Source organism: Pseudomonas retamae, assembly GCF_043496865.1.
Taxonomy (GTDB): Bacteria; Pseudomonadota; Gammaproteobacteria; order Pseudomonadales; family Pseudomonadaceae; genus Aquipseudomonas; species Aquipseudomonas retamae.
In genome coordinates this window covers 229,878-242,711 of record NZ_JBIEIL010000010.1, presented here as the reverse complement: position 1 = coordinate 242,711, position 12,834 = coordinate 229,878, and the positions used below count along the sequence as shown (strand labels likewise).

The 12,834-nt window shown below is 61.2% G+C and carries 10 protein-coding genes; all 10 read right to left on the bottom strand.

What is annotated here, in order from left to right; all coding sequences use genetic code 11:
• Positions 1-27: 27 nt before the first annotated feature.
• The 10 genes from purF to asd all read right to left on the bottom strand — a co-directional run bounded on the left by purF (position 28) and on the right by asd (position 12,826).
• Positions 28-1,533, bottom strand: a complete 1,506-nt coding sequence (gene purF, locus ACGSLL_RS20300; RefSeq protein WP_090282656.1) for an amidophosphoribosyltransferase — start codon at positions 1,531-1,533, stop codon at positions 28-30.
• A 41-nt stretch (positions 1,534-1,574) separates the two neighbouring features.
• A complete protein-coding gene (locus ACGSLL_RS20295) occupies positions 1,575-2,135 on the bottom strand; it encodes a CvpA family protein (protein ID WP_090282655.1) in 561 nt (186 codons plus the stop codon).
• Positions 2,136-2,233: 98 nt separating this feature from the next.
• Positions 2,234-2,899 carry an SPOR domain-containing protein gene (locus tag ACGSLL_RS20290; RefSeq protein WP_394507698.1) on the bottom strand — a complete coding sequence of 222 codons (666 nt, stop codon included), beginning with the start codon at positions 2,897-2,899 and terminating at the stop codon, positions 2,234-2,236.
• On the bottom strand, positions 2,883-4,190 hold the full coding sequence (gene folC / locus ACGSLL_RS20285; RefSeq protein ID WP_394507697.1) for a bifunctional tetrahydrofolate synthase/dihydrofolate synthase: 1,308 nt from the start codon (positions 4,188-4,190) through the stop codon (positions 2,883-2,885). Before folC ends, ACGSLL_RS20290 begins: the two co-directional genes overlap by 17 nt.
• Entirely contained in the window at positions 4,187-5,107 is a 921-nt protein-coding gene (accD, locus tag ACGSLL_RS20280) for an acetyl-CoA carboxylase, carboxyltransferase subunit beta (protein ID WP_090282652.1), read from the bottom strand. Before accD ends, folC begins: the two co-directional genes overlap by 4 nt.
• Before the next feature lie 206 nt (positions 5,108-5,313).
• Complete coding sequence (locus tag ACGSLL_RS20275) at positions 5,314-5,937, bottom strand: phosphoribosylanthranilate isomerase (RefSeq protein ID WP_394507696.1); 624 nt, start codon at positions 5,935-5,937, stop codon at positions 5,314-5,316.
• 63 nt (positions 5,938-6,000) lie between these two features.
• Entirely contained in the window at positions 6,001-6,825 is an 825-nt protein-coding gene (gene truA / locus ACGSLL_RS20270) for a tRNA pseudouridine(38-40) synthase TruA (RefSeq protein WP_047600206.1), read from the bottom strand.
• 263 nt (positions 6,826-7,088) lie between these two features.
• A complete protein-coding gene (locus tag ACGSLL_RS20265; RefSeq protein WP_394507695.1) occupies positions 7,089-9,746 on the bottom strand; it encodes a FimV/HubP family polar landmark protein in 2,658 nt (885 codons plus the stop codon).
• A gap of 209 nt (positions 9,747-9,955) precedes the next feature.
• Positions 9,956-10,966 (bottom strand): aspartate-semialdehyde dehydrogenase, encoded by a 1,011-nt coding sequence (locus tag ACGSLL_RS20260; protein ID WP_208938058.1) that lies wholly within the window; start codon positions 10,964-10,966, stop codon positions 9,956-9,958.
• 747 nt (positions 10,967-11,713) lie between these two features.
• Positions 11,714-12,826 carry an aspartate-semialdehyde dehydrogenase gene (gene asd, locus ACGSLL_RS20255; RefSeq protein ID WP_039762046.1) on the bottom strand — a complete coding sequence of 371 codons (1,113 nt, stop codon included), beginning with the start codon at positions 12,824-12,826 and terminating at the stop codon, positions 11,714-11,716.
• Positions 12,827-12,834 lie beyond the last annotated feature (8 nt).

Genomic DNA, 12,834 nt, shown 5'->3' with positions numbered 1-12,834 from the left:
AACCGGCCCCTCAGGGCCGGTAGAAACTCAGTTGTTGTACAGATCGATGATCGCACTGACCGCCTGGGTCTTGACCTTCGAGGCATCATTGCGTGCCTGCTCGATCTTGTTCAGGTAAGCCTCGTCGACGTCGCCGGTGACGTACTTGCCGTCAAACACCGCACAATCGAACTGCTCGATCTTGATCTTGCCGCCACCGACTGCTTCGATCAAGTCCGGCAGGTCCTGGTAGATCAGCCAGTCAGCACCGATCAGATCGGCCACGTCCTGGGTCGAACGGTTATGCGCGATCAGTTCGTGGGCGCTCGGCATGTCGATGCCGTACACGTTCGGGAAGCGTACCGCCGGGGCCGCCGAGCAGAAGTAGACGTTTTTCGCGCCGGCTTCGCGGGCCATCTGGATGATCTGCTTGCAGGTGGTGCCACGCACGATCGAGTCGTCGACCAGCATCACGTTCTTGCCGCGGAATTCCAGCTCGATTGCGTTGAGCTTCTGGCGCACCGACTTCTTGCGTGCCGCCTGGCCCGGCATGATGAAGGTCCGGCCGATGTAGCGGTTCTTGACGAAACCTTCGCGAAATTTCACGCCCAGGTGGTTGGCCAGTTCCAGTGCCGCGGTGCGGCTGGTGTCCGGAATCGGGATGACCACATCGATATCGTGCTCCGGACGCTCGCGCTGGATCTTCTCGGCGAGCTTCTCACCCATGCGCAGACGGGCCTTGTAGACCGACACGCCATCAATGATCGAATCAGGACGCGCCAGATAGACGTGTTCAAAGATGCACGGAGTCAGCGACGGGTTGGTTGCGCACTGACGGGTGTGCAGCTTGCCGTCTTCGGTGATGTACACCGCTTCGCCCGGCGCGAGGTCGCGGATCAGGGTAAAACCCAGCACATCCAGCGAAACGCTTTCCGAGGCGATCATGTACTCGACGCCTTCGTCGGTGTGACGCTGACCGAAGACGATCGGACGGATGCCGTGCGGATCGCGGAAACCGACGATGCCATAACCGGTGACCATCGCCACGACCGCGTAACCGCCAACGCAACGGTTGTGCACGTCAGTCACGGCGGCAAACACGTCTTCTTCGGTCGGTTGCAGCTTGCCGCGCTGGGCCAGCTCGTGGGCGAACACGTTGAGCAGCACTTCCGAATCGGAACTGGTGTTGACGTGACGCAGATCGGATTCGTAGATTTCCTTGGCCAACTGTTCAACGTTGGTCAGGTTGCCGTTGTGCGCCAGAGTGATGCCGTAAGGCGAGTTGACGTAGAACGGCTGGGCTTCGGCCGAAGTCGAACTGCCCGCCGTCGGGTAACGGACGTGGCCGATACCCATGTGGCCGACCAGGCGCTGCATGTGACGCTGCTGAAACACGTCACGCACCAAGCCATTGTCCTTGCGCAGGAACAACCGGCCATCATGGCTGGTCACGATACCGGCAGCGTCCTGGCCGCGGTGCTGGAGCACGGTTAGCGCGTCATACAGCGCCTGATTGACGTTCGACTTACCGACGATACCGACGATGCCACACATGCGACGCAACCCCTACTTAATGGATCTGAACTGAACAACACTCACTGAGGCGTTTTCGCCGCCGGCAAGAGTTGTTCCTTGAACGGAATATCAGCGGGTACGCTGATTCCGCTGGCAAGCCACTGACTGCTCCACCCGAGAATCAGGTTTTTGGACCAGTCGGCGACCAATAGAAACTTTGGTACGAGCTGTGATTCTTTCCACCACCCGTCCTGCTGTACCGGCCCCAGGCTCAACAGCCCGACCGCCACGACCACCAGCAACACGCCACGCGCCGCGCCGAAGGCCATGCCGAGGAATCGATCGGTCCCGGACAACCCGGTGACGCGAACCAACTCGCCGATAAGATAATTGATCATTGCGCCCACGATCAGTGTGGCGACAAACATGATGGCACAGCCCGCGATCACGCGAGCCGATGGGGTTTCGATGTATCCGGCGAGGTACTCGGACAATGAGCCACCGAACATCCAGGCGACGGCTCCTGCGATGATCCAGGTCACCAGCGATAATGCTTCCTTGACGAAGCCGCGGCTCAGACTGATCAAAGCGGAGATGGCGATGATTGCAACGATCGCCCAGTCAACCCAAGTAAATGGCACAGTGCAGCCTACAGACGGATAAGGCGGCGCATTTTAGCAGAGCGCATGCCTCTCGGTAAGCTGCGATTTCCTGTGCTTTTCAATCGAGGCGATAGTTTTTAACCGCGCTCGGGCTGGAAACGCACAACAAAGCCCTTGAGGTTCTGCTGACGGCTGAGCAGATCGCGCAGACGATCGGCTTCGGCGCGCTCGATCAGCGGTCCGACGAACACCCGATTTTTGCCGTCGGCAGAACGGATGTAGGCGTTATAGCCTTGGCTGCGCAGGTTTTTCTGCAGGCTCTCGGCGCTGGCGCGGCTCGACAGACTGGCCAGTTGCACCGACCAGCTCACCGACAGACCGTTGGCATCGACGCGACTTTGCGCCGGATCAGGCTTGGTCGACGATGAAGTGATCGGCTGTGCCGGTGCCGGAATCGGCTTGGACACCGCAGGCGGCGCTGCCGGTTTGGCGATGGCGATAGGCGCAGTAGGGGCTGGCGCTGGCGCGGCTGGCGCCACTGGAGCTGCAGGCGCCGTGTCTGCGGCGACCTCTTCGTCAGTTGGCACGGGTTCTTGCGGCAAGGCTTGCGGCTCCGGCACGGCTACAGGCTCCATTTGCACCTGCGGCACGACCGGCGCTTGCGGCGCGGCGGGCGCATCGACAGTCACCTGCCGCTGCTCGTCCTGGCGAGAAAACAGCATCGGCAGGAAAATCACCGCCAGCGCCACCAGCACCAGCGCGCCAACCATGCGCTGCTTGTACGCTTTATCCAGCAAAGCCATTTGCCGCTTCCTCCGTGGAGCGCCGAGACAGCCATTCAAGGGCCTCGGCGACACAATAAAATGAGCCGAACAACAGAATCTCGTCGTCAGCGGTCGCCAGCGCGCACTGCCCTTGCAAAGCGGCGGCGACACTGGCGTAAGACGTGACAGAGGCGCCAAGCCCCTGCAACGCTGCGTGCAATTCGGCAACCGGGCGCGCGCGTGGCGAATCCAGCGGCGCCACCGCCCAGTGCTGGACACTAGCATTCAATTCGCCGACAACACCATCCAGATCCTTGTCGGCCAGCAGGCCGAACACCGCCAGACGCTTACCGCGCGGCGGATGCGCAGCCAAGCGACGCGCCAGGTATTCAGCGGCATGCGGATTGTGACCGACATCCAGCAACAGATTCAGACGCTTGCCGTTCCACTCGAAGGTGCGCCGATCAAGGCGCCCGACTACGCGCGTGGCCTGCAATGAAGCCACGATCTGCTGCGCATCCCAAGGCAACCCGAGCAACAGGTACGCCTGCAAGGCCAGCGCGGCGTTCTCCATCGGCAGATCCAGCAGCGGCAAATCGTGCAGTTCAACCACTCGGCCCTGCGCATCGGTACCGCGCCACTGCCAGTGTTGATCAGTGATACCGAGGTCGAAATCGCGCCCACGCAAGAAGAACGGGCACGCCAGTTCTCGCGCCTTGTCGAGCAACGGTTGCGGAGGATTGAGATCGCCACACAAGGCAGGCTTGCCCTGACGGAAGATACCGGCCTTCTCGAAGGCCACGGATTCACGGGTGTCACCCAGATAATCAGCGTGATCGACGCCAATACTGGTCACCAGCGCGATGTCCGCATCGACGACGTTGACCGTATCCAGCCGCCCGCCCAAGCCGACTTCCAGCACCACTGCATCGAGCCCGGCCTGTTGAAACAGCCAGAACGCCGCCAGCGTGCCCATTTCGAAGTAGGTCAGCGAAGTGTCGCCACGCCCAACCTCGACGGCCGCGAAGGCTTCGCAGAGCTGGACGTCAGAGGCTTCGACACCATTGAGCTGCACCCGCTCGTTGTAACGCAGCAGGTGCGGAGAATTGTAGACACCAACGCTCAGGCCCTGCGCACGCAACAATGAAGCCACGAATGCGCAGGTAGAACCCTTGCCGTTGGTGCCGGTGACCGTGATCACCCGAGGCGCCGGCTGGCCTAGCCCCATGCGGGACGCTACCTGTTGCGAACGCTCCAGCCCCATGTCGATGGCCGATGGATGCAACTGCTCAAGGTAGGCGAGCCATTCGCCAAGGGTGCGCTCGGTCATAGGCCGGCAGGGACCGGCGGCACAACAATCGGCTCGACCGGCGCCGCGACGAATTTCGGCGTCGGCTTGCCAGTCATTTGCGCCAGCAGGTTACCCAGACGCGGGCGCAGTTCCTGACGATGGATGATCATGTCGATCGCGCCGTGCTCCAGCAGGAACTCGCTGCGCTGGAAGCCTTCCGGCAGTTTTTCACGCACGGTCTGCTCGATCACGCGCGGACCAGCGAAACCGATCAGCGCTTTCGGCTCACCGACAATGACGTCGCCGAGCATCGCCAGACTGGCCGAAACACCGCCGTAGACCGGGTCGGTCAGGACCGAGATGAACGGAATGCCTTCTTCGCGCAGACGCGCCAGCACCGCCGAAGTCTTGGCCATCTGCATCAGCGAGATCAGTGCTTCCTGCATGCGCGCACCACCGGAAGCGGCGAAGCAGATCATCGGGCAACGGTTTTCCAGCGCGTAGTTGGCAGCACGGACAAAGCGCTCACCGACGATGGCGCCCATCGAGCCGCCCATGAAATTGAATTCGAAAGCCGAAACCACCACCGGCATGCCTAACAGCGTACCGCTGACCGAGATCAGCGCGTCTTTCTCGCCGGTCTGCTTCTGCGCCGCGGTCAGGCGGTCCTTGTATTTCTTGCCGTCGCGAAACTTCAGACGGTCAACCGGCTCCAGATCGGCGCCCAGTTCGTTGCGACCTTCGGCATCGAGGAAAATGTCGATGCGCGCGCGTGCGCCGATGCGCATGTGGTGGTTGCACTTGGGGCAAACATCCAGGGTCTTTTCCAGCTCCGGGCGGTACAACACAGCCTCGCACGAAGGGCATTTGTGCCACAGACCTTCAGGCACCGAGCTCTTCTTGACCTCCGAGCGCATGATCGAAGGGATCAGTTTGTCTACTAACCAGTTGCTCATGCTTTCTTTCTCCAGTACCGGCGGCCCGAACGCTCTGGTTCGCAGCCCCGCGTATGCCCTTGAGCTAAATTCATGTGTGTGGCGATGATTGCCGCCAGCCACGGTCAGCGCGAAACATGACCTGCGTGCAAATCGACAACCCTCAGCCGCGCCCGCTGTGTGCAGGTGCATTGATGGACGGCGGCAGACTGCCAGCCGTCACATCCTTATGGTGCTTTGCGTACCGCCTCGATGAAGGCTCGAATCTTCTGGTGATCCTTGATGCCCTTGCTCAGCTCCACCCCGCCGCTGACGTCCACCGCGTAAGGTCTTACCCGTGCGACCGCGTCGGCAATGTTCTCGGGAGTCAACCCACCCGCGAGAATCAACGGCTTGCTCAGATGCTGCGGAATCAGTGACCAGTCGAATGCCTCCCCGGTTCCGCCGGGCACGCCTTCAACGTAAGTGTCGAGCAGTACGCCGCTGGCGCCCGGATAAGCGTCACAAGCCGCCGCGATGTCGTCACCGGCCTTGACCCGCAACGCCTTGATGTACGGCCGATGCCAGCCTTCACAGTCTTCCGCGACTTCGTCACCATGGAACTGCAACAGGTCCAGCGGCACCGCATCGAGGATTTCCCCCAATTCGCAGCGGCTGGCGTTGACGAACAGGCCGACCGTGGTAACGAAGGGAGGCAGCGCCTGAATGATCGCCCGGGCCTGCTGCACGCTGACCGCCCGCGGACTCTTGGCGTAGAACACCAGGCCGATGGCGTCGGCCCCGGCTTCAACCGCGGCGAGCGCATCTTCGATGCGGGTAATACCGCAAATCTTGCTGCGAACGGCTGACATGTGGAAAAACTCCGAGGCTAAATCCGGGAAAGTCCCGGATGGTAACAAAAGCGCTCGAGGGCGTCAGCCGTCAAGTTCGGAGAAACCCGTAAGGAAATGTGGCCCGATGAAACGTTCTGGCAGCGGGAATTCATCGTGGTATTCGACTTGCACCAGGTACAAGCCGTAAGGATGCGCGGTTACTCCGCCGGAGCGGCGTTCGCGGCTTTCCAGTACTTCTTTCATCCATTCCACCGGGCGCTCACCCGCACCGATGGTCATCAGCACACCGGCAATATTGCGCACCATATGATGCAAAAAGGCATTGGCGCGGATATCCAGCACGATCATTTTGCCGTGCCGGGTTACGCGCAAATGATGCATCTTCTTGATCGGTGACTTGGCCTGGCACTGACCGGCACGAAACGCACTGAAATCATGAGTGCCGATCAGATATTGCGCGGCCTCGGCCATGCGCTCGACGTCCAGCGGACGGTGATTCCAGGTGATTTCTTCGTTGAGATGCGCCGGGCGGATCTGATCGTTGTAGATCACATACCGATAACGCCGGGCAATCGCCTTGAACCGCGCGTGAAAATGCGCTGGCATCACCCGCGCCCAACTGACGCTGATGTCGTGGGGCAGATTGATGTTGGCCCCCATGACCCAGGCCTTCAGCGAGCGATCGACCTGAGTGTCGAAATGCACCACTTGCCCGCAGGCGTGCACGCCGGCGTCGGTACGCCCGGCACATTGCAGGGAAACCGGCGAGTTGGCAACTTTTGACAAAGCCTTTTCAAGCTCTTCCTGCACCGTAGCGACACCCGTCAACTGCCGCTGCCAGCCGCTGTAGCGCGAGCCTTTGTACTCGACGCCCAGCGCGACGCGGTAAAAGCCGTCGGGGGCCATTTCGGCGACCGGGTTATCTATGTTTGCCAAGGTGGGACAGCCTGCTGTGTTTGAAGGCGGGCATTATAAGGCGGTGGTTCAGGGATGCCAGAGTTCTCTATCGGTAGTTCCGGCTTCTTCGCGAGCAGGCTCGCTCCCACTTTTGTAATGCGCTCCCCGCAGGAGCGAGCCTGCTCGCGAAAGCAATTGCTCAGACGCCATCGAATCCGGCACAAACAAAAACGGCAGCCTCAATGGCTGCCGCTTTTGCTTAAACGCAGAACCTACGCCAGGTGGGAAAGCATTTCCTTGGCCTCGCCCCGCTGCGTTTCATTACCTTCGGTCAGCACTTCATTGAGGATGTCGCGCGCGCCGTCAGCGTCGCCCATGTCGATATAGGCCTGAGCCAGATCGAGTTTGGTTGCCGCCTCGTCAGTACCGGCGAGGAAGTCAAAATCGTCCTCACCCAGATCATCACCCAGCGCCGCGTCGGCCTCGGTGAAGGTCGGTTCGGCGATGCTTTGCGACAGACGATCGAGCTCGGCGTTGACATCATCCAGTTCGTTCGTGAACGCGTTCGACTCGGTGGCCGGGTTGCTGTCCATTTCGTCGGCCAGCGACAGATCGAAATCCGCCGGCAGTTCCAGATCATCCTGCGGCACGTCGGCAACGACTGGCGCCTCGACCGGCGGCAGATCCTTCACGCCCTCGTCCAGATCAAGCAGAAAGTCGTCTTCTGCCAGGGTCGCCGGGGACGGCTCGGCCCCCAGGTCCATGTCGAGATCGAAGTCCGACAGGTCGTCGAGATTCTCTTTCGCTTCGGTCTGCTGTTGCAGCACCGACTCGAAACTCAGGTCGTCGTCGGCCGGAAACGCGTCCAGCTCGACCGGCGCTTCAGGCTCGACCGCTGGCGCCGGCTCTACCGGGGTGATGTTGTCGAGATCGTCCAGGCTCAGGTCGAATGCGCTGTCCAGGTCATCTTCAGCCGGCGCAGGCGCCTCAGGCTCGTCGAGCAGCAAGTCTTTGACGTATTGCGCATCGAGCTCGGCGGCGACCGCCGCAGCGGCCAGACCGCCCGCAGCCACCAACGCCATCGCCGGAAAGCGGCTTTTCAGCGCTTCGACCTTGGCGAAATTGTCGCCGTTGGCCACCAGTTGCCGCTCCTGGGCGACGAAGGCGTCGCGATCACCCTGCTGACCGTAGACTTCCATCAGCTTCAGACGTAGGTCACTGCGCTCCGGCTCGAGGCTGACACCCTCTTCCAGCAACGCGGCCGCCTGATTCAGGCGCCCGGCATTGATATGCGACTGAGCCTTGTCGAGCACATCATCGGAGCGATCCGCAGCTGGCGCCACCAGCGGCGCGGCAATCGGCTCAGCCATGACCACTGGCGCCACGATCGGTGCAGGAGTCGGTGCAGGCGCAGGTGCCGGGGTATTGAGCTTGACGCTCGCCGCTGGGGTTTCGAGGCCTTCGAAGCTGCTCTCCGGCAGATCCTGTTCGGCAGAGAATTCTTGCTCTTCAGCCAGCGCACGGGCCATGCGCACATGTTTCTCGGCCTCCTGCTGGGCTTTGCGGCGACGGGCCAGCAGCAACAGCAGAAGCAGCAGCACCACCGCACCGCCGCCGATCAGCCCCAGCAGGATCGGATTGGTCAGCAGTTCATTGAAAGTCTTGTCGTCATCAGCGGTCGGCGTGGTTTCGACAACCGGCTCGACCACTGGCTCCACTGGCGTTTCGGCTGGCGGCGCGATGGCCGATTCTGGAGTTGGCGCAGCGTCAGCCGGAGTGGCCGGCGGTGTCGCCGCCAATTCAGCGGTGATTGCCGGTACCGGCGGCACCGCGCCATTAACCCCAGGCGCAGCGCCAGGAGCAGCAACAGCGCCGTCGGCCTGCATCTTCGCCAGTTGATTGTTCTTCAGCTCGATCAGCTTTTGCAGCTTGTCCAACTGGCTTTGCAGATCGGCCATGCGGCTTTTCAGTTCCTCGTTGTCACGACGGGTCGTGTCGAGGTTTTCCTGAGTGATCGCCAGTTTGTTGCTCAGTGCCTGTGCGTCGCCCGCCCGGCCCTTGCCGCCAGCCTTGGCGCTTTCGGCGGAGACCAGGCTCAGGTTGTCCTGAGCGTTGGCCGCAGCACCGGTATTGCCGCGACCGCGGTTGGTCGCATCGAGCTGCTGCTGACCGCTACCCGGCTTGGCCACATAACGCCGGCCCTGACGCCAGGCTTCGTTCTGCGCCGCGACTTCAGCGATCGCTGCCGACTGCGGCAACGCCGTGCTTTGCACAGGATCGGGCAGGCGCAGCACCTGACCGGTTTTCAGGCGGTTGATGTTGCCGCCGATAAACGCATCCGGGTTAAGAGCTTGAATGGCCAGCATGGTCTGCTGCACCGAACCGCCGTTGCGCGCCTTCGCGGCGATTTCCCACAGGGTATCGCGCGGCGTGGTGGTGTATTGCCCGCGGTGCGTGGCGCCCGTGGTCGGTGCCGCGATGGTTGGCGACGGCGCCGGTTGCGCGGCGGCGTCAGCGGTTTGCGGCGAGAACTTCGATGGATCCAGCAGTACGCTGTAATCGCGCAGCAAGCGGCCGTTCGGCCACATTACCTGCACGAGGAATTTCACCATCGGTTCCGACAGCGGCTTGCTCGAAGTCACGCGCAGAACGCTTTTGCCACCGGCGTTGAGCACCGGAGTGAACGTCAGATCATTGAGGAAAGCCTGGCGATCTACACCGGCCTTGGCGAAATCTTCAGGTGACGCCAGGCTCGGCACCACTTCAGCTGCGGTGAGATCCTTGACATCGAGCAGCTCGATTTCAGCCACCAGCGGCTGGTTCAGGGTCGACTTCAGGGTCAGCTCCCCGAGCCCGAGGGCATGCGCCATACCGGAGGACAGCGCCGAGGCGGCCGCTATTGCTAACACCAGTTTGCGAACTTGAACCATAGCCTCATCCTTTGTTTGAACGTTCCTCGGCCAGCGAGAAGCTTTTGAATAGCGCTGCCGTAAGGCATTGCGCGCGACGACGACAGATGTCGCGCGCGATCATTTCTTTGATGCCCCGGAAAGTCCCGGAGGGCTGACACGTCATCGACGTTTCGGATCAAGCATAGCGCTGACCTAGAATCAGTCGACAAATTGTTGCCAAGTATCTTTTACAGCAGGTCTTTTATCAACAATTCAGCCACCTGCACAGCATTGAGCGCTGCACCTTTGCGTACGTTATCTGACGTCAGCCACAGATTTAGTTCCGCCGGATCGTCGACACCGAGGCGCACGCGACCGACATACACCACATCCTGCCCCACCGCGTCGCCGACGGCGGTCGGGTAATCGCCGGCCTCGACCAACTCGATGCCCGGCGCCGCTTCCAGCGCAGCGTTGACCTTTTCCAGGTCGACAGCCCGTGCCGATTGCAAGGTCACGCTAAAGCTATCGCCAAAAAACACCGGGGCTTGAACGCAAGTTGCGGAAATCTTTAGCGAAGGCTGCGCGAGCACCTGACGCAATTCGCGCACCAGACGCTTTTCCAGCAGCGTATGGCCCTGCGCATCAGGCGTGCCGACCTGAGCCAGCAGGTTGAACGCCATCTGCCGATCGAAAAAGGTCGGCTCAAGCGGACGCATGTTCAGCAGCTCGGCGGTCTGCCGCGCCAGCTCGGCCACCGCTTCGCGACCTTGCGCGGAAACCGCCAGATTGGCGGTGACGTTGACGTATTGCAGATCAAGCAGATCAAGCAATGGCGCCAACACCACGGCAAGCGACGTCGCCGAAGGGCTTGGGCTGCTGACCTGGAACGGCGCGCTCAGCGTCGCGAGCAGCTCGGCATTGGCTTCCGGCACCACTTGCGGCGCCTGATCGGCCGGCAAGGCGCCGGACAGGTCGATCAACGAACAACCGGCAGCATGCGCGCGGGCGGCGAAGCTCAGCGAGACCGCTGCGCCAGCGGCGAAAAACACCAGTTTGACCTTGCTGAAATCGAACTCGTCGACTTCACGCACGCGGACGTTCTTATTGCGAAACAGCACCGAGCTGCCAGCCGATTCGCTGCTGGCCAGCAGGTGCAGATTGCCAACGGGAAAGTCGCGCTCTTCAAGGATTTGCACGAGGGTTTCGCCGACAGTACCGGTGGCGCCGATCACGGCAATATCTAGGGTCTGGGTCATGCTGCGAGCCTCTGGTGAAACGGGGGGAGCGGCACTTTACCGGGTGACTGGCGTGCAGGCAATTTCTGCCAGGATTTGCAGCGCCTGTACCGCCCCCGTTGCGAGGAACCTTGGGAGCCAGCCTGATGGCTATGGCTTAGGCCAATGCTTAACTCAGTCCGAAAATCAAAAGCCCCTCACCCTAGCCCTCTCCCGGAGGGAGAGGGAACTGACCGTGGGGGATGCAAGAGCAACGCCGACCTGAATACCGAGTCGAATACAAATTCTGAAAAGCCCAAAGATCGGCTCCCTCTCCCTCGGGAGAGGGCTGGGGTGAGGGGCAGCCCCACCACAAATCCAAAGCCAACCACCCGCTTCTAACCACTCAACAATGAGCGTTAGCTCGCGTGCTCTTGATCTTGCGTCACCGGCGACATCGGAAGGCTGAGTGGAGGGATTGATCCGGGCGTGGGAGCGCAGCGACCGTCTGGCGCAGCCAGACACAGCGGAAGGAGGTGCAGCGAAGCAAACCGTAGCCGCTGCGCCCGGATCAGTCCCGGAGCGAAGGAACCCGAGCCTGCGAGGGCCGTACGTAGGAGCAAGCGTTTTTTGCTTACTTTTTTTGGCGTTTGAAAAAAAGTGAGTCGCCGTAAGGGCGAAACCATAAGCAGCCGTTACCGCAGCAACGGATATGTACTCCTCCAACCACCCGACGAAAAAAAACCCGCACCTCAAAAAAGGCGCGGGCTTCTTCATCTCATCAACCTATCAACGCTCAAGCAAAATCCGCAGCATGCGACGCAGCGGTTCAGCCGCACCCCACAGCAACTGATCGCCCACGGTAAACGCACCGACAAACTGCGAACCCATGTTCAGCTTGCGCAGACGCCCAACCGGTACATTCAGGGTGCCGGTGACCTTGGTCGGACTCAGCTCCTGCATGCTGATCTCACGGTTGTTCGGCACCAGCTTGACCCAAGGGTTGTGCTGGCTGATCAGCCCTTCGATATCAGCGATCGGCACGTCCTTGTTGAGCTTGATGGTCAGCGCCTGGCTGTGGCAACGCATGGCGCCGATGCGCACGCAGATACCGTCGACCGGGATCGGGCTCTTGAAGCGACCGAGAATCTTGTTGGTCTCGGCCTGGGCCTTCCACTCTTCGCGGCTCTGACCGTTTGGCAGTTCCTTGTCGATCCACGGGATCAGACTGCCGGCCAGCGGAACGCCGAAGTTTTCGGTCGGGTACGCTTCGCTGCGCATCGCGTCAGCCACGCGACGGTCGATATCGAGGATCGCGCTGGCCGGGTCGGCCAGTTGATCGGCGACAGCGGCGTGGGTCGCGCCCATCTGCTTGATCAGTTCACGCATGTTCTGCGCGCCGGCCCCGGAGGCCGCCTGATAAGTCATGGCGCTCATCCACTCGACCAGACCGGCCTCGAACAGACCGCCCAGGCCCATCAGCATCAGGCTGACCGTGCAGTTGCCACCGATGTAGTTCTTGGTGCCGGCATCGAGCTGCTGATCGATGACCTTGCGGTTGACCGGATCGAGAATGATCACCGCGTCATCGTTCATCCGCAGGCTTGAGGCCGCGTCGATCCAGTAACCCTGCCAGCCGGCTTCGCGCAGCTTGGGGAATACTTCGCTGGTGTAGTCGCCGCCCTGGCAGGTCAGGATCACGTCGAGGGTCTTCAGCTCGTCAATGCTGTAAGCATCCTTGAGCGGAGCAATGTCCTTGCCCACGGACGGGCCTTGGCCACCGACATTGGACGTGGTGAAAAACACCGGCTCGATTAGATCGAAATCCTGCTCTTCCAGCATCCGCTGCATGAGCACGGAACCGACCATCCCGCGCCAACCGATCAGACCTACACGTTTCATCGCAACTA